Source organism: Hyphomicrobium sp., assembly GCF_020852195.1.
GTDB lineage: Bacteria > Pseudomonadota > Alphaproteobacteria > Rhizobiales > Hyphomicrobiaceae > Hyphomicrobium_C.
This window is the reverse complement of record NZ_JADZBI010000249.1, coordinates 1-20,772: the sequence shown is the minus strand read 5'-3', so window position 1 is coordinate 20,772 and position 20,772 is coordinate 1. Positions and strand designations below refer to the sequence as shown.

The window sequence follows — 20,772 nt, the reverse complement described above, 5'->3', positions numbered from 1 at the left end:
CGGCGGCGACCGATGTGCTGCAGGATGTAGGCGTACATCTGCAGGTATCCGAGGCCCAGCATCATGCCGAGCGCCGGCGGCAGGTTGAAGAAGCTCTTGAACGAGACGGCGGTCGCAAGGGTGGCCGCGAACAGCCAGATCACTACGGCGCCGCCGGGCTTGAGCTTCTTGACCTCGCCTCCCGATTCCGGTGTCCCTTTCGGAACGCGGAAATGCATGAAGGTCGCCGGGACGAGGAAGTTCACCAACGATGGGAGGAAGAGATGGAAGAACTCAAAAAAGCTCAACTTCCCCTTCTGCCACACCATCAGCGAGGTGATGTCTCCGAACGGCGAGAAGACGCCGCCCGCATTGGCGGCCACTACGATGACGATGCAGCCCAGCACGATGAACCGGTAGTTTCCAACTCCGACGGCCACCACCACGGCGCCCATCACGAGCGCCGTGGTTAGATTGTCGATGATGGGGCCAAAAATGAACGCCAGCCCCCCGACCATCCAGAAAAGCTGCCGGTAGGACAGCCCCATGCTCACGAGCTTGGTCCTCAGAGAATCGAAGACCCGCCGCTCCTGCATCGTGTTCACGTATGTGATGGCCACCACCAGGAACAGCATCAACTCGCCGTAGTCGAGGATCACATGCTTGGCGGCGGCTTCGAGCGCGGTGCTCTCGCCATGCATGGCGTAGGCAAAGCCGAGCAGCGCCCAGATGAGGCCAGCGGCGAGCATGACGGGCTTCGACTTGTGCAGTTGGATGGCTTTCTCGACGACCACGAATCCGTAGGCGATGAAGAAGATCAGGAGCGCCAGATAACCGACGGGATGTTGCGTCAAGTCGATGCGCGAGGCGGGTTCCGCATGAGCCGGGGTAACGAGCACAGGGAACAAAGCGAAGGCCGCCAGGAGCCACGACTTACTGGTAGCGCGCTTCATCCCATCACCTCGTTCATGCAATAGCGTACACCACCAAACCGCGGAGCGCGCACCGGGCGGTGGTATGGATCGATTGTCGGGAGAACCCCAGAAAGCCGTATGCAGCAATACGCACTAAGAAGTGAGAATAGGCAAAGTTACTTTGACCGATCAAGCTGCATCGACGCGGCGGCACGTACTCGATCGTAGAAAGTTCACTCCGACATGGAGGGCAGCGCAGAGCTCGATGAGATTTTCAGCTCCGTCCCGGCTTGCAGGTCGGAACCTGCTCAGCCTCCGCGCCGATGATGTCGGAAGGCGTTTCGGGGTAATGCCCAGTTCGGTGCTGCACGCGCGAATGGGCTGGCTGCTAAGGTGCCAATTCGAAGTGGTCCAACGTCGCAATGCGTGGTGCAAGTCCGGACGTTCGCTCCAAATCTTAAACAGTAAGCGGAGCATTGTGCTGATCTTTGCCGCCTTTACCGCAACGAGGCTCTGAGAGTGTTGATTGCGTCCAAATCAGAAACGATCACTTATCTAGTTTCGTGGATTCCTGCCGTTCGCGAGCAACGAGCGCTCTAAGCTCATTAATGTGCACCCAATCTGTGTTGCGACCTCCGCGCCGCTATAGCGAATCCGCTGGGTGCGCTCCGCGTACTTTCGTGTGATGCACAGCTTGAACCGTACGCCGTCCTGGAATGCCAGGTGACCCGCCAAGCCGGAGCAATTCGCCAACCGGGTAGAGTGAGAATGAATACGGCACGTCCGACCTGGTCCGGCAGCTATGGATAAATTAGACGGTTCTAGACGTTCTTCTCCGCGTATCGATAGTGCATGATCTCTTGCGATGGCGTCGGAACATGCCCAGCGGGTTTAGGATTTACCGGCTCCTGCCCGTTTCCGAGTTATGCGGCCGGCGCCACCCTGCATGAAAGAGCCCCGTGCGGTCGCACGGGGCTTCTTTTTTCAACGCTCGTCAAGCCGGCGCCACGGTTTACGGCCGCTCCGGGGGGGGCTGCGCGGCGCGCCCGCAATCAGCTTCGACTTATCGATTGCCTCAATGCCAATGCGGAGGGTCTGAGCCAGACCTGCTTTCAGATGCTCGCGCTTGACATCTATATTAGATATATCTAAATTAGAAAATATGAATATTAAGGAGATGGAAGCCAACAGCGAGGAGGCCGCGGAGCTTCTGAAGGCGCTCGCCAACCGGCATCGCCTGATGATCCTTTGCGAGCTGCACAACGGCGAGCGGTCGGTTTCGGCGCTGGAGGCCGTGGTGCCGCTCAGCCAGTCGGCGCTTTCGCAGCACCTTGCCAAGCTCAGGGAGGGTGGCTTCGTAGCGACGCGTCGCTACGCGCAAACGATCTACTACAGGCTCGCGGATGCCCGTATCGCCCGCCTCATCGGCGTGTTGCACGAACTGTTCTGCGTGCCTGCCAGGTCCAAGAACCGGAGGAACGCGAAATGACGATCGACCGCGCCGCTCGGGTCTTCTCATGCATGGATAGCCTCGCGGCTGTGGGCGAGCCGCGGCGTGCCGCAGGGATATCGTCGGCAGCTTTCCTTGTTGTGCTCGCAGCTTGTGCGCTGTCGCCGCTCGCACATGCCGGCGAGCCGTCGGAATCCGACGTTGCGGCTGCGCGCGCAGCCACCAAGGATCTCGGCGAGACGCTCAAGGCCCAGCTCGTGGCGGCGATCCAGGCGGGCGGGCCACGGTCTGCCGTCGGCGTCTGCCGCACGGTTGCGCCGGTGATCGCAAAGGAGGCGTCTGAGACGCATGGCCTCACGGTCGGGCGCACGGCTCTCAAAGTGCGCAACCCGGCCAACGCGCCGGATGCGTTCGAGCGCAAGACGCTCGATGATTTCGTGCAAAAGATCGAGTCGGGCACCGACCCGGCGACGCTCGAGCGCGCCGAAGTGATCGTCGAGAACGGTGAGACGGTTTTTCGATATCTGAAGGCAATTCCGACGGCTGCCGAGCCGTGCCTTGCCTGCCACGGCACACAGATCGAGCCTGGGCTGAAGGCCGAGATCCAGAGGCTCTATCCCGAAGACCAGGCGACGGGCTTCAGGGCAGGCGAGCTCCGAGGCGCCTTCACCGTCACCCGCAAGATCCGTTGAGCCTGTTCAAACGAGGATCGGAGATCAAGATGCGTACTCGTCATATCCGCACGCTCGTTGCCGTTGGCCTTGCCGCCGTGGCTTCATCGGCAGCCGCGGAGCCTACGGACATCACCGTCCGTGTCTTGAGCAAGGACGCCAAGTTCATCGGCACCAGCATGGGGGGCATGCGCATTACGCTGCGCGATGCCGAGACCGGCGAGGTTCTGGCCTCGGGCCTGACGGAAGGCGGCACGGGCGACACGAAGCGTCTCATGCATGAGGCTGCCGGGCGCAGGGTCGTGATGTCGGACAATTCGGCTGCCAAGTTCCAGGTCACGCTCGATCTCGACGCGCCGCGCCTCATCGAGGCGGAGGCCTACGGCCCGCTCGGGCAACGGCAGGCCGCGCAGCGCGTCGTTTCGAGCCAGTGGGTCGTTCCGGGGCTTGGCGTGTCGGGCGGCGATGGATGGGTGCTCGAGATGCCGGGCTTTGCCGTCGACGTCCTTGCGCCGCCGGCGCATGTCAGGTTCGAGGGCGCGGCGAAGGTCGATGTGCGCGCCAACGTCGTCATGATGTGCGGCTGCCCCATCGAGCCCAAGGGCCTTTGGGATGCCGACAAATACGAAGTTCAAGCCATCGTGAGTCGCAACGGCAAGGCGGTCGCGCGCGTGCCGCTGAAGTACGCCGGCGAGACGAGCCAGTTTGCAGCCTCGGTATCGGCCGACGAGCCGGGGTTCTACGACGTCCTCGTCTATGCCCACGACCCGGCCAACGGCAACACCGGCGTCGACCGGACGACCTTCATCGTCGACAAAAAATAACAGGTGGGCGCGCCTCCGGGCGCGGCCGAGCATGAGCAATACGGAGACAGGCATGACGACAGACTGGCCGGCCTTGACGAAAAGCCTGAGCGCGACGCTGCGCGAGATGCGCGGTGGTGCGCCGGACGTGATGAAGGCCTTCTCGGGCCTGGCCCAGGCGGCGTTGCGGACCGATGCCCTTGACACGAAGACCAAGGAGCTGATCGCGCTGGCGATCGGCGTTGCCGTCCGCTGTGACGACTGCATCGCGTTCCACGCGAAGGCTGCGGTCGATCAGGGTGCCAGTCGGGAGGAGGTCCTGGAGACGCTCGGCATGGCCATCTACATGGGAGCGGGACCTTCGGTCATGTACGCGGCGCATGCCCTCGAGGCCTACAAGCAATTCGACGACGGCAGAAAGCCGCGCGATCAGGCTGCGGCGGCTTCCTCTTGAAACGGGGCGTGATGGGATGACAGGCGTCCGCGGTCAGGATATCTCGTCGCTTGCGGCGGCTTCGAGCCCCGCGATGTCGAACTTGACCATCTTCAGCATTGCGTCGGCGACGCGCTTCACCTTGGCAGGGTCCGGATCGCTCATCAGCTCGCCGAGCCGTTTGGGCGTGATCTGCCAGCACAAGCCCCAACGGTCACGCAGCCAGCCGCATTGCTCCACCGTGCCGCTTTCCTTCAGCGCCTCCCACGCCCGATCGATCTCGGCCTGATCGTCGCATTCGAGGATGATCGAGAAGCTGTGATTGAACGGATCGAGGGGGCCTGCTTCGATCGCCATATAGCGCTGATCGCCGAGCGTGAATGCGGCGATCTTCACGCTGCCGGCCGGGCCGCTCGGCGAGTCGGCGGGAAGGGGCGAGATCCAATCCAGTGATGAGCCGGGAACGACGGAGACGTAGAAGCTTACGGCTGCCTCTATGTCCTTCTCGAACCAGAGATGCTGCTTGACCTTTGCCATGGTGTCTCCCTGTCTCTCAGACGTCGAGAATGGCCATGAAGCCGCCGAAGATCATGCGCTTGCCATCGAAGGGCATGGTGGCGCCCATCTTTTTCATGCGCGGGTCGGACATGATCTTCTTGTTCGCGGCGTACTCGATCCAACTGAAGACCACGACCTCGCCTTTCCTGGCCTTCACCGCGCCGCGGAAGTCTGTGAGCTTGCCGTCGGGGATATCGTCGCCCCAGCATTCCACGACGCGGGTGGCGCCGAACTCCTTGAACAGAGGTGCCGCCTTGGCAGCATGCCTGCGGTAGGCCGTCTTGTTGGACTCCGGCACCGCCGCGACAAATCCTTCCACATAGGCCATGGTCGTTCTCCCTTTCGTGATGCTGGCACAATCCACGCCAAGAGGCTGCGGATGCTGTCTCGCTTCGTCTCCGCGGCTTTTCCCGAGGACGAACGGTGCGGCCCGGAGCCGACACGTGCCTCAAGAATATTTTCTCCGGAGACGTGTTCGCCGAAGCCCGTTGATCGGAAATCGGGCAAATGCAGGACGCCGCGCTCTTGCAGCGCACTTGCCGCGGTTGACTTTTGATCGTCAGGCCATACCCTGATCAAATGAGCGTTCGACGCTTCAGACCGATCCCCAATTTGCGCCTACGTCGCGCATAAGCGCACATCCAGCCCGGTGTGTCGGCATGGCGTTACCAGCCGTGCGCTGTGCCCTCTCTCCGAGCCGGAGAGGCTGGTATGGACGAGCGTATTTTCCCGGGACCTTCAGCCGCTACGGAAGCCCCTTCGGGATTTCCACCAAGGAGACGGAGACATGAAGGGCGTTCTGGCCGCGACCGATTTCTCCACCCGATCGCAACGGGCGGTGCGGCGCGCGGGCCTGATCGCGCGGCAAGCCGGCGCGGCGCTGACGCTGCTGCACATCGTCGATGAGGATCGGCCGGAGCGTCTGGTCGAGCTCGAGCAGGCGGAGGCGCGCAAGATCCTCGACGAGCAGGTGGCGTCAATTCCTGAGCTGCGGGGTGTTGAATGCCGCACCATCGTCGCGACCGGTGCCGCTCACGACGCAATCCTGCGCGCGGCAGGCGCGATATCAGCCGATTTGATCGTAATGGGCACGCACCGCAAGCAACTCCTGCGGGACATATTCGTCGGAACGACCATCGAGCGCGTGATCCGCTGCGGCACTTGGCCGGTGCTGATGGTGAATACGCAGGCATTGCGTCCGTATGCCAACGTTCTCGTCGCCGCTGATCTCTCCGACGCGTCGGCGGCGGCGTTGCGGGCTGCGCATGCGCTCGGGTTTCTCGCAGCGTCGCGGGTCACGATCATGCATGCATACGAGGCGATGGCGAAGCCGAAAATGCTGCTCGCCGACGTGCCGAAGGACAAGATCGATGCCTATGTCGAGGAGGAGAGGCAGCGGTCGCTCGCGGAGCTCGATGCCTTCATCGCGTCGCTGCCATTCGATCCGGGGCCATGGACGCCTCACGTTGTCGAAGGCGAGGCACCGTCGGCCATCTCCGAGGCGGTCCAGGCGCTCAGTCCCGAGCTACTCGTGGTCGGGACGCACGGGCGCTCCGGTGCGGCTAAAATTCTTTTGGGAAGCGTCGCGGAGCAGGTTCTCCGCGCGTTGGAAATCGATATTCTCGCCGTACCGAGAGCCGCCGCGCACGGCTGATCGTCAGCTACCGGAACAAGGTTTCAACCGTAGATGCCATCGAACGAGACGCTCCTCCTTGCCGCGATCGTGGTTCCGTTTCTCGGCAGTCTCGTCGCCTCCTTGCTCCCCACCAATGCCCGCAACGCAGAAGCCTGGCTGGCCGGCGCCATCGCCCTCTCGCTCGCTCTCGCTTTTTCGCTTGCCTATCCCGCGATCGTCGACGGGAAGATCGTCCGCTCGGAAATCGAATGGGTGCCGTCGGCGGGGCTTTCCTTCGTTCTCAGGCTCGACGGCTTTGCGTGGGTGATGGCGCTGCTCATCACCGGGGTCGGCTTCCTGGTGTTCCTCTATGCGCGCTACTACATGTCGCCCGAGGACCCGGTTCCGCGCTTCTTCTCGTACCTGCTCGCGTTCATGGGATCGATGCTCGGCGTGGTGCTGTCGGGCAACCTGATCCAGCTCGTCTTCTTCTGGGAGCTCACGAGCTTCCTGTCGTTCCTGCTCATCGGCTACTGGCAGCACGACGCCGGCGCGCGGGCCGGCGCGCGCATCGCGCTCACCGTCACGGCGTCGGGGGGACTCTGTCTGTTCGCGGGCGTGCTCGTGCTCGGCCACATCGTCGGCAGCTACGATCTCGACCGCGTGCTCGCCGCCGGCGACGTCATCCGCGCGCATGCGCTCTATCTTCCGGCCCTGATCCTCGTTGTCATCGGCGCGCTGACCAAGAGCGCGCAGATCCCGTTTCATTTCTGGCTCCCGCGCGCCATGGTGGCGCCAACGCCGGTGTCGGCCTACCTGCATTCGGCGACCATGGTGAAACTCGGCGTGTTCCTGCTGGTGCGGATGTGGCCGGCGATGGCGGGAACGGACTATTGGCTCTGGATCGTCGGATCGGCGGGCCTGGTGACATTCGTCACCGCCGCGTTCTTCGCCATGTTCCAGAACGACCTCAAGGGCGTGCTCGCCTATTCGACCATCAGCCACCTGGGGCTGATCACGCTTCTGCTGGGATTGGATACGCAGCTCGCCACCGTCGCCGCCATCTTCCACCTGATGAACCACGCCACCTTCAAGGCGTCGCTGTTCATGGCTGCCGGCATCATCGACCATGAGACGGGCACGCGCGACATCCGCCGATTGAGCGGGCTCTACCAGTTCATGCCGGTGACGGCCACGCTGGCCATGGTGGCCGCGGCGGCGATGGCCGGCGTGCCGCTGCTCAACGGCTTTCTCTCCAAGGAGATGTTCTTCGCCGAGACCATTGCCACGCACGATGGATCGCTAGTGGACGCGGCGCTTCCCTATATTGCGACGCTCGCCGCCATGTTCAGCGTGGCCTACTCGCTGCGCTTCATCCGTGACGTGTTCTTCGGGCCTCCGCCGACCAAGCTCACGCGCACGCCCAAGGAGCCGCCGCACTGGATGCGTTTTCCCATCGAGCTGCTCGTCGTGGTCTGTCTCGTGGTCGGCATCGTGCCGAACATCACGATCGGGCCGTTCCTCAATGTCGCCGTTGCGTCCGTGCTCGGACCCGGTGCGCCGAAGTTCGACCTCGCCATCTGGCATGGTTTCACGCTGCCGTTCGTCATGAGCGTGCTTGCGCTGATCGGCGGCGTTGTGGTCTACGCGCTGCTGCGCACCTATGGCCTCGACAGCATCAGCCGGCCGCGGCGCGCGAAGGCCGAGCAGACGCTCGGCGACAGGGTCGGCGCGGGCGCGCGTGCGCTCCTGGGCGTGGTCGGAACGCGCCGGCTTCAGCCCCAGTTGCGCGTGCTGGTGTGCGTGGCGTTCATCGCCGGGCTGTTGCCGCTCGCGGGGCAGAGTCTATGGCCCGATACCCTCAATCTCACGCGCATCGATGTCGCCTTCGCCCTGGTCTGGATCATCGGCATCCTCTGCGCGCTGGCCACGGCGCATCAGGCCAAGTTCCACCGCCTGGCCGCGCTCATCCTGATGAGCGGCGCGGGGCTCGCCACGTGCATCACATTCATCTATCTGTCCGCGCCCGACCTTGCCCTCACGCAGCTCCTGGTCGAGGTGGTGACGATGGTGCTCATCCTGCTCGGGCTGCGGTGGCTGCCCAAGCGCCTGGACGAAGGCTTGCTCAAGACCGATTCGTCGATGCTGATGCGGCGCTACGTTGATTTCTCGATCGCGCTGGTCGTCGGCGCCGGGCTTGCCCTGGTTGCCTTCGCGGTGATGACGCGGCCGCCACCGCCTGATGGGATCGCGCAGCATTTCCTGGAGCGGGCCTATACGGAGGGCGGTGGCCACAACGTCGTGAACGTCATCCTGGTCGATTTCCGCGGCTTCGACACGCTGGGCGAGATCACGGTGCTCTGCATCGTCGCGCTTTCCGTGTTCGCGCTGCTGAGGCGCTTCCGCCCGGCTCTGGAGAGCATCCCCGTTCCCGAGCAGAAACGCGTGCAGGAAGCCTTCGACATCGACCATCCGGACCGGCAGCCTGGGGAAACCATCGCCGACTATCTCCTGATCCCCTCCGTCATCATGCGCCTCCTGTTCCCGGTCATCGGGACCATCGGCATCTACCTGTTCCTGCGCGGCCATGACTATCCGGGCGGCGGCTTCGTCGCCGGCCTTACCTTGGCCGTCGCCATCATCCTCCAGTACATGGCTGCCGGTGCGGTGTGGGTGGAGGATCGCATCCGCGTCTTCCCGCTCAGATGGATGGCGGTTGGCTTCCTCTTTGCGCTCACCGCGGGCGTCGGAGCCTGGGCTGCGGGATACCCCTTCCTCACGTCGCAGGCGTTCGACCTACACCTGCCGCTTATCGGTGACGTGCACCTCTCGAGCGTGCTCCTGTTCGACCTCGGCGTGCTCGCCATCGTGCTCGGCGCCACGGTGCTGATCCTGATCGCGCTCGCGCACCAGTCCATCCGCACGCATCGCAAGCCGAAATCCGCCGTCGGCGCAACGGAAGGAGCCGGGTGATGGAGATCATTCTTGCGCTCAGCATCGGCGCGCTGGCCAGCTCCGGCGTATGGCTGTTGCTGCGCTCGCGCACCTATCAGGTGCTGATCGGGCTGTCGTTGCTGTCGTATGCGGTGAACCTGTTCATCTTCGCCATGGGCCGCGTGCAGACGGGGGCGCCGCCGATTCTCAAGTCGAACGTTCCGGGCGATCTCGCGCGCTTCACCGATCCGGTTCCACAGGCGCTGGTGCTTACCGCGATCGTCATCACGTTCGCGATGACCGCGCTCCTGCTGGTGGTGCTGCTCGCGGCACGCGGCCTCTCGCGCAATGACCATGTCGATGGACGGGGGTCCGGCTCGTGAGCCTTGCATTCGAGCATCTGGTCATCCTTCCCATCCTGCTGCCGCTCGCCACGGCGGCGCTGATGGTGCCGTTGGACGAGCGGCGCAGGCCTCTCAAGGCCGTGATCGCGGTCGTTTCGACCTTGGGCACGCTCGGGATCGCGCTCGCGCTTCTGAGCTTTGCGGACGCCCAGGCGCCGGGCGCCGGAGGCGCCGTTTATCTCCTGGGCAATTGGCCGGCGCCGTTCGGCATCGTGCTGGTGGCGGACAGGCTATCGGCGCTCATGATTACCTTGGCGAGCATCGTCGTGCTCGCTGCGCTCGTCTTCTCGATTGCCCGCTGGCAGAGCGCGGGATCGCATTTCCATTCGCTGCTGCAGTTTCAACTCGCGGGCCTCAACGGCGTCTTTCTTACGGGCGACCTCTTCAACCTGTTCGTGTTCTTCGAGGTGCTGCTGGCTGCGTCCTACGGCCTTGTTCTGCACGGCTCCGGCGTGCTGCGCGTCAAGGCCAGTCTGCACTACATCGCGGTCAATCTGGCGGCGTCGGCGCTGTTCCTGATCGGCGTCAGCCTGATCTACGGGGCGACCGGCACGCTGAACATGGCGGATCTCGCGGCGCGCATCCCGACGGTGGCCGACAGCGAGCGCATGCTGCTCGAGGCCGGCGCCGCCATTCTCGGCATCGCCTTCCTGGTCAAGGCCGGCATGTGGCCGCTGTGCTTCTGGCTGCCCGGCACTTATTCCGTCGTGGCCCCACCGGTGGCGGCCATGTTCTCGATCATGACCAAGGTCGGCATCTACGTGATCGTGCGCCTGTGGCCGCTGCTGTTCGGTGCAGAGGCCGGCGCGTCTGCGTATTTCGCCGGCGACTGGCTGCTCGTTGGCGGCATCGCCACCGTCGTCTTCGGCGCGCTCGGTCTGCTCGCCTCGCAGGACCTCGCGCGGCTCGCGTCATTCAACGTTCTCGTGTCGTCGGGGACGCTGCTGGCGGTGGTTGCCGTCGGCAACGCCACGGTCACCGGCGGTGCGCTCTTCTATCTCGTCATCTCCACGCTAGCGATCAGCGCCTTCTTCCTCCTGATCGAGCTGATCGAGCGCGGCCGGATCGCGGGCGCGGACGTGCTTGCCGTCACCGCGGAGGCGCTCGGCGATGACGAGGACGAGGAGGAGGTGGAGCCGGTCGGCATCGCCATCCCGGCGACGATGGCGATGCTGGGAGTTGGGTTCGCGGCCTGCGCGCTTCTGCTGGCGGGCATGCCTCCGCTCGCCGGGTTCATCGCCAAGTTCCTCATGATGGATGCGATGCTCGGGTCCACGGCGGCGGACGCGGCTCCGGACGCTACGACCTGGACTTTGCTCGCACTCCTGCTGCTGTCGGGTCTCGCGGTGATGGTGGCCATGATGCGGACCGGCATCCGCGTCTTCTGGGTGCCGATCGAAAGCATGGTGCCGACGGTGCGCTTTCTTGAGATGCTGCCGATCGTCGTCCTGCTCTCTCTTTGCGTCGCACTCACGGCCAAGGCCGGGTCGGCGGCGCGCTATCTGCAGGCTACGGCGGAGGGGCTTTATTCGCCGCAAGCCTACATGAAGAGTGTCCTTACGGCGCCCCGCGTGGAGCGGACCGAGGCGGAGGGCGGCTCATGACGCGCTGGATGCCCTATCCGATCCTCTCGGCGTTCCTGCTCGGCATGTGGCTGCTGCTCAACCAATCGCTCTCGCCGGGGCATATCGTCCTCGGCTCCATCATCGGCGTCGCGGGCGGGCTCGCGATCTCGACGCTGCAGATCCCGAGCGGGCGGATCCACCGGCCGCTCTCCATCGTCAAGCTCGCCTTCATCGTGCTCGTGGACATCATCCGCTCCAATATCGCGGTGACGCGTATCGTGCTTACGCCGGGCCGCAAGGCGCAGTCGGGCTTCATGACGATCCCGCTCGACCTGCGCGATCACTACGGACTCGCGATCCTGGCCTGCATCATCACCTCGACGCCCGGCACGGTGTGGGTCAACTTCGACAGCGCCAAGGGCGTGCTTCTGATCCATGTCCTCGATCTCATCGACGAAGCGGCGTGGACCGACCTGATCAAGAACCGCTACGAGCGGCTGCTGAGGGAGATTTTCGAATGAGCGCGCAGGCGATCCTTGTGTGGTCGGTGGCCATTGCCGAGTTCCTTCTCGTGCTGGCCATGGCGTGCGCGGCCTACCGCGTGCTGTGGGGGCCTAGGGCACAGGACCGTGTGCTCGCGCTCGATGCCTTCTACGTCTCGGGGATGATCCTCATCCTCACCTTCGGCATCGAGACCGGCGACACGGTCTATTTCGAGGCGGCGCTGGTGATCTCGTTGCTCGGCTTCGTCGGCACGGCGGCGCTGGCCAAGTTCCTCATGCGCGGGGAGACCATCGAATGACAGTGCCTGCCGATCTGCCCGACTGGGTGGCGATCCTGACCTCCGTGCTCGTGCTGCTGGGCGCCGGGCTCACGCTGATCGGGACCGTAGGGCTACTCCGGCTCAAGAATTTCTATGCGCGCGTGCATGCGCCGACGCTTGGGACCACGCTCGGCGTCGGCTGCGTCCTGCTTGCCTCGATCCTCTATTTCACGGTGCTGCAGTCGCGCCCCGTGCTGCACGAGGTGCTGATCGCGATCTTCGTGACCATTACCACCCCGGTGACGCTGATGCTGCTGGTCAGCGCTGCGCTGCATCGCGACTGGGACGAGGGCAATGGTCATGTGCCGATGCAGCCGCGCTTGGGGCCGGATACGAAAGAGCAGGAGTAGGCTCAGCTCAAGAGGCTGCCGTGCTTCAGGTCTCGCCGTAGAGGTCCGGGACATACATCTCGGGCGGCACGGGACCGCGGATGTAGTCGGGATTGTGGACCCTCTCCGGCAGCACGATGCCGGCGCGGTCGACCTCGCGGTAGGGGACCTGCGCCAGAAGGTGGCTGATGCAGTTCAGGCGCGCGCTCTTTTTGTCGTCCGCCTCGACGATCCACCACGGCGCCTCGGGAATGTGCGTGCGCTCGAGCATGGCTTCCTTGGCCTTGGTGTAGGCCTCCCAGCGGCGGCGGGACTCGAGGTCCATGGGCGAGAGCTTCCACTGCTTCAGTGGATCCTGGATGCGCATGGTGAAGCGGAAGTTCTGCTCGTCGTCGGTGATCGAGAACCAGTACTTCACGAGCTTGATGCCGGAACGTACCAGCATGCGCTCGAACTCGGGGCACGAGCGGAAGAATTCCTCCACGTCGTCCTCGGTGCAGAAGCCCATGACGCGCTCGACTCCGGCGCGATTGTACCAACTGCGGTCGAACAGCACGATCTCGCCGCCGGCGGGCAGGTGGGCCACGTAGCGCTGGAAGTACCATTGCGTGCGCTCGCGCTCGCTCGGCGCCGGAAGCGCGGCGACGCGGCAGACGCGCGGGTTCAGCCGTTGTGTGATGCGCTTGATGACGCCGCCCTTGCCGGCCGCGTCGCGGCCCTCGAAGACGACGACGACCTTGAGCTTCTCCTGCATCACCCAGTCCTGCAGCTTCACCAGCTCCCGCTGCAGCCGGAAGAGCTCCCCGAAATAGCGTTTGCGGCTCAGGGTTTTGGTGCCGGTCTCCGCTTCGGCGCGCTCGTCATCAAGCTCCAGCTCGAGCTCCTCGTCGAAGCTGTCGAGCCATTCCGCCATGACCTTCTCGGACACCGTGTCGTCTTTTTCCATTGCGCGCCCTTGGAAACGATGTTTCGGGGATTCCGTTCCGACCGGCGAGGTGCCGGCCCCGCATGTTTCGGCGAGGTCCGTGACAGGTCGATGACAATGCGGCTCAGGCCGAGCGGCCGACGGAGGCGCCTGCTTCAGCGTCTGGGGCGCTCGCCTGCTTCTCGCGGCGGATGAAGAACAGGTTGCGCGCATAAATCATGACGCCGAACTGGCCGAGGATGATCACGGGGTCCAGGCGATGCAGGCCGTAGGCCAGCACCAGGAGCCCGCCAAGCAGGCTCAGATACCAGAACGTGTCCGGCATGGTGGAGCGGCGGGACTTCTCCGTGACGAGCCACTGCACCAGCCAGCGAGCCGAGAACAGCGCCTGCCCGGTGAGGCCGACGGAAAGCCACAGCACCTCGGCCGGCGAAAGGGCTGCCCACCATGCGGTCAGTTTTGCAAGCACTGGCGTTGCTCCTCGCGCGATGACAGTTGGGGAAGATCGGATGCGGTTTGGCGCTCGGCGGCTGGCACGCCCGGCAGCACCGTGCGCCGGATCAGCCAGCGCACACCGACGAGGTCGTAGATGCCGATGAGGCCGCGGCCCAGGTTAGTGTATTTGGAGACACCGGCGCGGCGGGGACGATCGTTGACGGGCGCATAGACGGCCTCGTGTCCGTAGGCGAGGATCAGCGCTGGCAGGTAGCGGTGCATGCCCGAGAAGTAGGGAAGGTCGAGGAAGACGTCCCGCCGGAAGACCTTGATCCCGCACCCCGTGTCCGGGCAGTGATCGTGGAGAAGGCGCATGCGCAGCCAGTTGGCGAACCTTGACGCGAGGCGTTTCGCCGAGTCGGCCCGCCGCTCGACGCGGATGCCGCCGGCAAGCGCAGTGCCCGGGCGGCCGGCGCGGTCGAGCGCGGCGAGGAGTCCGGCAATATCGCGCGGGTCGTTCTGACCATCGCCGTCCATGGTGGCGATCAGGGGCGCGGTGGCGGTGTGCACTCCGCTGCGAACGGCCGCGCTCTGGCCGGCGCGGTGCGCGTGGCGGACGTAGCGTAGCTGCGGGACGGCTCCGAGCAGCGCCTGCACCTCCGCGGCCGTGGCGTCGGTGCTGGCGTCGTCCACCACCACGATCTCGCGCAGCACGTCGCCCGGCACGCACGCGACCGTCTCGCGGATCAGGTTGCCGATGTTGCCGGCCTCGTTGAAGGTGGGGATGACGACCGAGAGCGGTTCCATCAGCGCATCCTCTCGATGGCCACGCGCATCAGGGGCGTGAAGGGCGCCGCGACCACGCCCCAGGTGCGCTTGGGATCGCGCCAGAGGCCGATGAAGGCGATGTGGAGCAGGCTCACCGTGAATGCCATGAAGATGCCGGCGAAGAGGACATCGCTTAGGAAATGCGCGCCCTGCATGATCCTCACCGCGCCGGCGAGCGTGCCCGCCGCGAGGCCGATGATGAGCAGGCCAAGCCGGTACTGGGGGAGCAGGAGCGCGAGCGCGAAGAAAGCTGCGAACATGGACGATGCTTCGCCGCTGATGAACGAGCAGTTGCGCGGGCATTCCCGTGACGGGATGAGCGGCGGCGTGAACGCCTTGGTGCCACCGAACTCGACGACGTCGCGCGGGCGGGCGCGGCCGAGATTGTCCTTGAAGACGAGATTGGCGACGACACCGGGTCCCATGACGAGGACCGCGATCATGAACAGGCAGCGCGCCTGGTCGAGCCCGAACCACCTGCGTTCGGCGAGGAAGACGCGGATGCTCACGATCAGGGTTGCGAAGGCGACGAACAGGAAGATGGCCATGAAGGCCTTGCGGGCGGTGCTGACCGCCGCGGTCGGACACCAGGGCGCGCCCGGAGCCGCCTGCGGCACGGGGCATACCTCGCGGACGGCGCTCGAGATGGCGAGGTCGATGCCGGGGCTCGAGACGTGTACGGCGGCAAGCAGCATGGCGAGCACGCCCGCCCCGATCAGGAACTCGCGGCGGAACCTCGTCTCTTGCGGTGCGAAGGGGTCGACGGCGGCCATGCCTCACCTTTCCTGGTACTGGACGAGCAGCGAGAAGTGAACGGTCCGTGTGGCGTGCTCGCCGGCGGGCAGCGCGCGTGAGCCTTTGGACGTGACGGCGGCGAAGCGCTGCGTCACGGACGGCGTCGCCGGGCGTGCGCCGACCAGCAGAGCCGGCGTAGGCGCGGACGCGGAGAAGGGACGCGTCATCTCGAAATAGCTGCGCGGGGCAGGGCTCTCGCGCCAGGAGAGGATCGGCACGGCAAGGTCGCGTGCGTAATAGGCGAGCGCGGCCGCGATCTCGCGGTCGTCGGTCATCACCGAGCTGATCGGCTGTCCGTTCCGCGCGGCCTCGGCCAGCTCGCTGCGCACGGCGTCCGCCAGCGCGCGGTTGCCGAGCGTGCGCGCAAACGGATCGCCGACAATGGGCAGCGCGAAGCGGCCGGCTTGCCAGGTCGCTGCGGCGATGAGGAGGGCGAGCGCTACGTGAATCGCGATAGAGGCGCGCATCCAGTCCCAAGCGCGGTCGCGGATCATGACCGCGGTGACGAGCACGATCGCCGCTACGTAGGCCGGCGCCGCCCAATTGGCATGGGCGCGCGAGATCAGCCCCTGCGCCGTCACAGCGACGAGAATCGGAACGGAGAAGGCGAGCAGCAGCTTGTCCGCGGATGACAGGTCGGCGGGACGTCGTGCCGCGCGCCATACGATGACGAGCAGCGCGCCGAACAGGATCGGGCCGAAGACGCCGAACTGGGCGAGCAGGAACTCGGCGGCCTTGTCGGGATGGAACGGCAGGCCGCGCCAGCCCGCGTTGTCGGCGGTGTGAGCGAAGGTGACGAACCCGTTAGTGGCGTTCCAAATGAGGTTCGGCGCAATGAGCGCGAGTCCGCCGGCCAGTGCCAGCCACAGGTGCGGCTGCTTGAGGCGCGCGCGGCGCTCTGGCGCGACGACGAAATAAATCGCCGCGCAGAGGATGAAGTAGGCCATTGCGTACTTGGCGTTGAGGCCGAAGCCCAGGGCCAGCGCCAGCAGGGCCGTGTCGCGTAATGTCGGGGCTGCGAGGAGGCCGGCGAAGGCATAGAGGGCCAGCGCCCAGGCCGCGAGAAGCGGAACGTCCGTCGAGATGATGCCGCTCGACAGCGAGACGGCGGGCAGCAGGGCGTAGCCGAGGCCGGCCCAGACCGCCACGTCGTGCGCATAGAGCCGTACCGCGAGCGCGTAGACGAGGCCGGCCGTCGCGAGGTGCAGGACCACGGACGGCAGGCGGATGCACGCCTCGCCGTCGCCGCATAGGCTCGTCGTGCCGGCGATGATCCAGGCGATGAGCGGCGGCTTCGAGAAATAGCCGAGCGCCAGCTCGCACGACCATGCCCAGTATTGGGCCTCGTCCATGTAGAGGTCGGTGCCGTTCGCTGCCAGCGCAACGAGCCGGACGGCGGCGATCACGGCGAGAAGACCGAGGAATAGGGCGACTTGTCCGGTGCCGAGGCTTTGCGCGCCGCGCTGTGGCCAGCCGTCGTGCCGGTCGCCTGTCGCGCTCACATACTCTCGCTGTACATTCATCCCCGCGTCCCCCGACGCACGAAGCCGGTAGTGGTCCACCCGCGCGTCTGTCGTGGCTAGCAGCCGACTACGACGGGGAAGCAACGGATCGGCGACACGCGAATGACAACGCGACGTCTGCGGCGCTTGCGCCACGCCTCAGTGAGCGTGCCCATTGACAGTCGGATCGGCTCTGCCCATGTTTTGCGCATGATGGGTACGATCGCATTTCATCTGAAGCTCCCTTGCGCGGAGTCGGACGCCGCGGGCCTCTAGCCCCCGGCTTGGTTTGCCGTATGCGTCCTCCAGGCCGGGGGCGCCTCCCCTAAACAATCCCCAGTTCGGCACGCGCCCCGTTCGGACAGCGTGCTCTATCCGCAATCTTTGTCGGCTCCGCCGCCCGTATGCGCCTCGCGCTGCGTCGGGGGCGTGCGCTCGCCGTCCTACGGAGTGTCTTCCATGGCCTATCATCCCCCCACCGGCTCCCTGCCCCGCATCGTTGTCGGAGAGCGCGAGGAGCACAGGCTGACCACGCTCGCCACGTCGGCCATGCTGACGGGCCGGTCGGCATACGTAGCGCGCGTGCTGCTCGCGGAGATGGAGCGCGCCGACATCGTGCCGGATGCGCGCGTGCCCGAGACCGTGGTGCGCATGAACTCGCGCATCGCGTTCGAGATCGATGGCGGCGGGCGGCGCGAGGGCGAGCTCGTCTTTCCGGGCGAGGCGAACATCGACGAAGGGAAGATCTCGGTCCTGACCCCCATCGGGGCGGCGCTGATCGGCCTTTCCCCCGGGCAGACGATGCTTGTCACGGGCGTCGACGGGCGGCGCCACAAGCTGACCGTGATCTCGGTCGAGGCCCCGCCGACCGAACTCTGACGCCCTGCCGGCCGCGCCTTTTCGCGCGTTTACCACGAGAGCGATTGCCGCTCCGGCGAAGCTGTGGCAGCCTCTGTTATAGTTCGATAACAAAGGCTTCCGCCGTGCCCTGCACGTCAAGGAGGTTTTCAAGGGAGAAAACGCGTGGGGCGAATTTCGGGCTCCGCCGGCTCGTGTGGGATCGGCGTTGCGAGCACGCAGGCTCGGACGGTGGACGGTGCCGTGAGCGAGCTCCGAGCGGCACTCACAGGTGACTTCCAGCACATCATTGCCTTCTTCTCGGTGGACTACGATCCGGCCGAGCTGGCGGCTGCGCTCGGCAATGCCTTTAAGGACGTCACGGTCAGCGGATGCTCGACATCAGGCGGGATCGGACCCGGCGGCCTGATGGAGACGGGCGTGCTTCTCATCGCCTTTCCGCGCCAGGGGTTCCGTATTCACTCCGGCGTCATCGAGGATGTGGGTGCGTTCGGTGTCGAGCGGGCGAGCGGCATCGTGCGGGAGCTCAAGGCGCGCATGCGCGTTGGGGAGCGCGGACAGCTCGCGGAGCGCGTGTTCGGGGTGATGCTGGTCGATGGCCTCTCCAACGCCGAAGAGCCGCTGGTTGCCGCCGTGCACTGGGCGTTCGGCGATATGCAGCTCGTGGGCGGCTCCGCCGGCGACGGGCTCGCCTTTCGCCAGACATCACTCATCCACGACGGGCGGGTGCTCACCCGCTCCGCCATCCTGATGATGGTGGAGAGCGACTATCCCTTCCGCATCTTCAAGACGTCGAACTTCGAGCCCACACAGATCAAGCTCGTGGTGACGGCGGCGGACACCCAAGGCCGAATGGTGCAGGAACTCAACGCCGAGCCGGCGGCGCGGGAGTATGCTTCCGCGATCGGCCTGCTGCCGGATGAGCTCGGTCCGTTCAGCTTCGCGTCCTACCCGCTCGTGGTCAAAGTGGGCGGCGACTACTACTGCCGTTCGATCCGCAACATGAACCCGGACGGCAGCCTGTCGTTCTTCTGCGCCATCGACGAGGGGCTGGTGTTCACCGTCGCGCGTCCGAAGGACATGCTGAGCTCCACCGAGCGCACGCTGCAGGACATCGAGCATGCGCTGGGCGGCATCGATCTGGTGGTGGGATTCGACTGCGTGCTGCGCCGCCTCGACGCCGAGAACCGGCAGGTGCGCCGGCAGATGGAGGATCTTTACCGCAACTTCCGCGTGGTCGGGTTCCACACCTACGGCGAGCAGCACAACGCCATGCATCTCAACCAGACGCTGACGGGGGTCGCGTTCGGGCCGCGCCGCGAGATCCAGCGATGAGAGACAATCCGGCGAGCCTCGCATCCGAGAAGAGCGCACTCGAGGATCTGGAGCGGCGCAACGCCAAGCTCGCCAAGATCAATGCGGCGCTGATGCAGCGCGTCGAGCGCAGCATGGACTACCAGGCCAACGCCTACTCCATGTTCCAGACGGCGATCGGCCTCGAGGCGCAGGTGCGGGTGCGCACCGACGAGCTGAAGGCCGCGCTCGACCGCCTCGAGAAGACCAACGAGCAGCTCATCCTGGCGCGTGACGTCGCCGAGCGCGCCAACCGCTTCAAGACGGGCTTCTTCACCGCGGTGGGGCACGATCTGCTGCAGCCGCTGCACGCGGCGCGGCTGTCGCTCTCGGCACTCGGCGAGCTGCGCGACGATCCCCAGCACCAGCGGCTGGTCGGGCAGGTGGACCACGCGCTCTCGACCATCCAGGAGCTTCTGCGCACGATCCTCGATCTCTCCAAGCTCGAATCCGGCGCGCTGCGCCCCTCGTTTCAGGCGATCGACGTCGGCGGGCTGCTCGAAGCGGTGATGGCCGACATCGCGCCCATCGCGCGCCAGAAGGGTCTGGCGCTCACGATGCGCGGGCACCGGGCCGCCGTCATCTCGGATCCCCTGATGCTGCGGCGCATGCTGCAGAACCTGCTGGCCAATGCGGTGCAGTACACCGAGCAGGGGCGCGTGCTGCTCGCCTGCCGGCCGCGGAGCGGGCTCATCCGCATCGACGTGTGGGATACGGGGCCGGGCATCGCGCCCTCGGAGGAGCCGCGCATTTTCGAGGAGTTCCACCGGGGTGCGGCCGGACAGCGGTCGAACGCGGGCGGCTTCGGCATCGGGCTCGCCATCATCGCGCGCATGGGCGAGGCGCTGGGGCATCGGATCGATCTTTGCTCGCGGCCCGGCCGGGGGACGCGGTTCTCGGTCTACGTGCCGCGGGCGGAGGAGGGCGTCGTGCTTCGGGTCGAGACCAAGGGCGCCGGTCCCGCCGCCGCGCGCGCCTACGGGCTCGCTCAGACGAAGGTGGGGGTGATCGAGCACGACGCGGCCGTGCGCGAGGCGATGCGCGCACTCCGCGACCGCTGGGGGTGCGAGACGCGGTTCTGCGCCAGCACCGCCGACGTCGAGGCGCTGGTGGCGAGCGAGCCGGGCTTCCGCCCGCTGGTGATCCTGGCGGATTTCCATCTCGACCATGGGGAATCGGGCCTCGCGGCGGTGGCGCGGCTGCGGCAGGCGCGTGGCGCGGTGACGCCCGCGGTGGTGATCACCGCCGATCATTCGAGCGAGGTTGCGGACAAGGTTGCGGCGGCGGGCTGCGAGCTTCTGCGCAAGCCGGTGAAGCCCGCCGAGCTGCGGGCGCTTCTGACCCATCTCGTCGCGTGACCTGGACGGCTCTCGATCCTGCAAAAGGCGAGGTCGTCATTCCGGCCGGAGCTTCGGCGCGAGAGCGGCGAATTGGAGCGCCGGGATCCAGGGGCGAATTGCGGACAGCGAGCGATCCGCGGCCCCTGGGTCCCGGATCGCCGCTGCGCGGCGTCCGGGATGACAGCCTGGGCGTGAGGCCGGGCCCGTCAGCTTTTGTCGAGGTCCTTGCCGGCGTTGGCGAGGATCGAGTCGTAGTCG

At 65.7% G+C, this 20,772-nt stretch carries 22 protein-coding genes; 14 read left to right on the top strand and 8 right to left on the bottom strand.

The annotated features are described in order from the left end of the window. The coding region (nhaD, locus tag IT540_RS20585) for a sodium:proton antiporter NhaD (RefSeq protein WP_291181752.1) at positions 1 to 932 on the bottom strand (932 nt) is incomplete at its 3' end. 1,138 nt (positions 933 to 2,070) lie between these two features. On the opposite strand from nhaD, the gene IT540_RS20580 reads away from it, so the two are divergent. Genes IT540_RS20580 through IT540_RS20565 form a run of 4 tightly spaced genes read left to right on the top strand, consistent with a single transcriptional unit; the run spans position 2,071 to position 4,271 of the window. Further along, positions 2,071 to 2,382 (top strand): metalloregulator ArsR/SmtB family transcription factor, encoded by a 312-nt coding sequence (locus IT540_RS20580; RefSeq protein WP_291181751.1) that lies wholly within the window; start codon positions 2,071 to 2,073, stop codon positions 2,380 to 2,382. Continuing rightward, the gene (locus IT540_RS20575; protein WP_291181750.1) at positions 2,379 to 3,035 is read left to right on the top strand and encodes a DUF3365 domain-containing protein; all 657 of its coding nucleotides are present in this window, start codon (positions 2,379 to 2,381) and stop codon (positions 3,033 to 3,035) included. The genes IT540_RS20580 and IT540_RS20575 overlap by 4 nt, the downstream gene beginning before the upstream one ends. A 29-nt stretch (positions 3,036 to 3,064) precedes the next feature. After that, entirely contained in the window at positions 3,065 to 3,838 is a 774-nt protein-coding gene (locus tag IT540_RS20570; protein WP_291181749.1) for a hypothetical protein, read from the top strand. Between the two features lie 52 nt (positions 3,839 to 3,890). Further along, on the top strand, positions 3,891 to 4,271 hold the full coding sequence (locus tag IT540_RS20565; protein ID WP_291181748.1) for a carboxymuconolactone decarboxylase family protein: 381 nt from the start codon (positions 3,891 to 3,893) through the stop codon (positions 4,269 to 4,271). A 33-nt stretch (positions 4,272 to 4,304) separates the two neighbouring features. Here IT540_RS20565 and IT540_RS20560 read toward each other — a convergent pair whose 3' ends face one another. Further along, positions 4,305 to 4,787, bottom strand: coding sequence for a VOC family protein (locus tag IT540_RS20560; RefSeq protein WP_291181747.1), 483 nt, complete (start codon positions 4,785 to 4,787; stop codon positions 4,305 to 4,307). A gap of 16 nt (positions 4,788 to 4,803) precedes the next feature. After that, positions 4,804 to 5,136 carry a DUF1428 family protein gene (locus IT540_RS20555; RefSeq protein ID WP_291181746.1) on the bottom strand — a complete coding sequence of 111 codons (333 nt, stop codon included), beginning with the start codon at positions 5,134 to 5,136 and terminating at the stop codon, positions 4,804 to 4,806. A 459-nt stretch (positions 5,137 to 5,595) separates the two neighbouring features. Between IT540_RS20555 and IT540_RS20550 the strand changes: the two genes are divergently transcribed. Genes IT540_RS20550 through mnhG form a run of 7 tightly spaced genes read left to right on the top strand, consistent with a single transcriptional unit; the run spans position 5,596 to position 12,499 of the window. Continuing rightward, positions 5,596 to 6,462: a universal stress protein gene (locus IT540_RS20550; RefSeq protein WP_291181745.1), complete on the top strand. Its 867-nt coding sequence runs from the start codon at positions 5,596 to 5,598 to the stop codon at positions 6,460 to 6,462. A gap of 33 nt (positions 6,463 to 6,495) precedes the next feature. Beyond that, the gene (locus IT540_RS20545; RefSeq protein ID WP_291181744.1) at positions 6,496 to 9,396 is read left to right on the top strand and encodes a monovalent cation/H+ antiporter subunit A; all 2,901 of its coding nucleotides are present in this window, start codon (positions 6,496 to 6,498) and stop codon (positions 9,394 to 9,396) included. Then, positions 9,396 to 9,740 carry a Na+/H+ antiporter subunit C gene (locus IT540_RS20540; protein ID WP_291181743.1) on the top strand — a complete coding sequence of 115 codons (345 nt, stop codon included), beginning with the start codon at positions 9,396 to 9,398 and terminating at the stop codon, positions 9,738 to 9,740. Before IT540_RS20545 ends, IT540_RS20540 begins: the two co-directional genes overlap by 1 nt. Next, on the top strand, positions 9,737 to 11,365 hold the full coding sequence (locus tag IT540_RS20535; protein ID WP_291181742.1) for a monovalent cation/H+ antiporter subunit D: 1,629 nt from the start codon (positions 9,737 to 9,739) through the stop codon (positions 11,363 to 11,365). Before IT540_RS20540 ends, IT540_RS20535 begins: the two co-directional genes overlap by 4 nt. Then, positions 11,362 to 11,847 (top strand): Na+/H+ antiporter subunit E, encoded by a 486-nt coding sequence (locus IT540_RS20530; protein ID WP_291181741.1) that lies wholly within the window; start codon positions 11,362 to 11,364, stop codon positions 11,845 to 11,847. The genes IT540_RS20535 and IT540_RS20530 overlap by 4 nt, the downstream gene beginning before the upstream one ends. Continuing rightward, positions 11,844 to 12,128, top strand: coding sequence for a K+/H+ antiporter subunit F (locus IT540_RS20525; RefSeq protein ID WP_291181740.1), 285 nt, complete (start codon positions 11,844 to 11,846; stop codon positions 12,126 to 12,128). The genes IT540_RS20530 and IT540_RS20525 overlap by 4 nt, the downstream gene beginning before the upstream one ends. After that, on the top strand, positions 12,125 to 12,499 hold the full coding sequence (mnhG, locus tag IT540_RS20520) for a monovalent cation/H(+) antiporter subunit G (RefSeq protein WP_291181739.1): 375 nt from the start codon (positions 12,125 to 12,127) through the stop codon (positions 12,497 to 12,499). The genes IT540_RS20525 and mnhG overlap by 4 nt, the downstream gene beginning before the upstream one ends. Positions 12,500 to 12,524: 25 nt before the next feature. Here the strand turns inward: mnhG and ppk2 are convergent, their stop codons facing one another. From ppk2 to IT540_RS20495, 5 genes are all read right to left on the bottom strand, one after another. Further along, positions 12,525 to 13,424 carry a polyphosphate kinase 2 gene (gene ppk2, locus IT540_RS20515; RefSeq protein ID WP_291181738.1) on the bottom strand — a complete coding sequence of 300 codons (900 nt, stop codon included), beginning with the start codon at positions 13,422 to 13,424 and terminating at the stop codon, positions 12,525 to 12,527. Positions 13,425 to 13,527: 103 nt separating this feature from the next. Beyond that, positions 13,528 to 13,872 (bottom strand): lipid-A-disaccharide synthase N-terminal domain-containing protein, encoded by a 345-nt coding sequence (locus IT540_RS20510; RefSeq protein ID WP_291181737.1) that lies wholly within the window; start codon positions 13,870 to 13,872, stop codon positions 13,528 to 13,530. Beyond that, positions 13,857 to 14,645, bottom strand: coding sequence for a glycosyltransferase family 2 protein (locus IT540_RS20505; RefSeq protein WP_291181736.1), 789 nt, complete (start codon positions 14,643 to 14,645; stop codon positions 13,857 to 13,859). The genes IT540_RS20510 and IT540_RS20505 overlap by 16 nt, the downstream gene beginning before the upstream one ends. Continuing rightward, a complete protein-coding gene (locus tag IT540_RS20500; RefSeq protein ID WP_291181735.1) occupies positions 14,645 to 15,439 on the bottom strand; it encodes a phosphatase PAP2 family protein in 795 nt (264 codons plus the stop codon). The genes IT540_RS20505 and IT540_RS20500 overlap by 1 nt, the downstream gene beginning before the upstream one ends. A gap of 3 nt (positions 15,440 to 15,442) precedes the next feature. Next, positions 15,443 to 16,984 carry a glycosyltransferase family 39 protein gene (locus IT540_RS20495; RefSeq protein ID WP_291181734.1) on the bottom strand — a complete coding sequence of 514 codons (1,542 nt, stop codon included), beginning with the start codon at positions 16,982 to 16,984 and terminating at the stop codon, positions 15,443 to 15,445. 438 nt (positions 16,985 to 17,422) lie between these two features. On the opposite strand from IT540_RS20495, the gene rnk reads away from it, so the two are divergent. From rnk to IT540_RS20480, 3 genes are all read left to right on the top strand, one after another. Continuing rightward, positions 17,423 to 17,842 (top strand): nucleoside diphosphate kinase regulator, encoded by a 420-nt coding sequence (rnk, locus tag IT540_RS20490; protein WP_291181733.1) that lies wholly within the window; start codon positions 17,423 to 17,425, stop codon positions 17,840 to 17,842. A 222-nt stretch (positions 17,843 to 18,064) separates the two neighbouring features. Beyond that, positions 18,065 to 19,156 (top strand): FIST N-terminal domain-containing protein, encoded by a 1,092-nt coding sequence (locus IT540_RS20485; protein ID WP_291181732.1) that lies wholly within the window; start codon positions 18,065 to 18,067, stop codon positions 19,154 to 19,156. Then, positions 19,153 to 20,532 (top strand): hybrid sensor histidine kinase/response regulator, encoded by a 1,380-nt coding sequence (locus tag IT540_RS20480; RefSeq protein ID WP_291181731.1) that lies wholly within the window; start codon positions 19,153 to 19,155, stop codon positions 20,530 to 20,532. Before IT540_RS20485 ends, IT540_RS20480 begins: the two co-directional genes overlap by 4 nt. The last annotated feature ends 240 nt before the right edge of the window (positions 20,533 to 20,772 follow it).

Coding starts and splice junctions, on each gene's coding strand:
- ppk2 (WP_291181738.1), bottom strand. CDS start 13,424: ATGGAAAAAGACGACACGGTGTCCGAGAAGGTCATGGCGGAATGGCTC.
- IT540_RS20540 (WP_291181743.1), top strand. CDS start 9,396: ATGGAGATCATTCTTGCGCTCAGCATCGGCGCGCTGGCCAGCTCCGGC.
- IT540_RS20495 (WP_291181734.1), bottom strand. CDS start 16,984: ATGAATGTACAGCGAGAGTATGTGAGCGCGACAGGCGACCGGCACGAC.
- rnk (WP_291181733.1), top strand. CDS start 17,423: ATGGCCTATCATCCCCCCACCGGCTCCCTGCCCCGCATCGTTGTCGGA.
- IT540_RS20570 (WP_291181749.1), top strand. CDS start 3,065: ATGCGTACTCGTCATATCCGCACGCTCGTTGCCGTTGGCCTTGCCGCC.
- IT540_RS20500 (WP_291181735.1), bottom strand. CDS start 15,439: ATGGCCGCCGTCGACCCCTTCGCACCGCAAGAGACGAGGTTCCGCCGC.
- IT540_RS20560 (WP_291181747.1), bottom strand. CDS start 4,787: ATGGCAAAGGTCAAGCAGCATCTCTGGTTCGAGAAGGACATAGAGGCA.
- IT540_RS20555 (WP_291181746.1), bottom strand. CDS start 5,136: ATGGCCTATGTGGAAGGATTTGTCGCGGCGGTGCCGGAGTCCAACAAG.
- IT540_RS20530 (WP_291181741.1), top strand. CDS start 11,362: ATGACGCGCTGGATGCCCTATCCGATCCTCTCGGCGTTCCTGCTCGGC.
- IT540_RS20550 (WP_291181745.1), top strand. CDS start 5,596: ATGAAGGGCGTTCTGGCCGCGACCGATTTCTCCACCCGATCGCAACGG.
- IT540_RS20565 (WP_291181748.1), top strand. CDS start 3,891: ATGACGACAGACTGGCCGGCCTTGACGAAAAGCCTGAGCGCGACGCTG.
- IT540_RS20575 (WP_291181750.1), top strand. CDS start 2,379: ATGACGATCGACCGCGCCGCTCGGGTCTTCTCATGCATGGATAGCCTC.
- IT540_RS20545 (WP_291181744.1), top strand. CDS start 6,496: ATGCCATCGAACGAGACGCTCCTCCTTGCCGCGATCGTGGTTCCGTTT.
- IT540_RS20505 (WP_291181736.1), bottom strand. CDS start 14,645: ATGGAACCGCTCTCGGTCGTCATCCCCACCTTCAACGAGGCCGGCAAC.
- mnhG (WP_291181739.1), top strand. CDS start 12,125: ATGACAGTGCCTGCCGATCTGCCCGACTGGGTGGCGATCCTGACCTCC.
- IT540_RS20480 (WP_291181731.1), top strand. CDS start 19,153: ATGAGAGACAATCCGGCGAGCCTCGCATCCGAGAAGAGCGCACTCGAG.
- IT540_RS20525 (WP_291181740.1), top strand. CDS start 11,844: ATGAGCGCGCAGGCGATCCTTGTGTGGTCGGTGGCCATTGCCGAGTTC.
- IT540_RS20580 (WP_291181751.1), top strand. CDS start 2,071: ATGGAAGCCAACAGCGAGGAGGCCGCGGAGCTTCTGAAGGCGCTCGCC.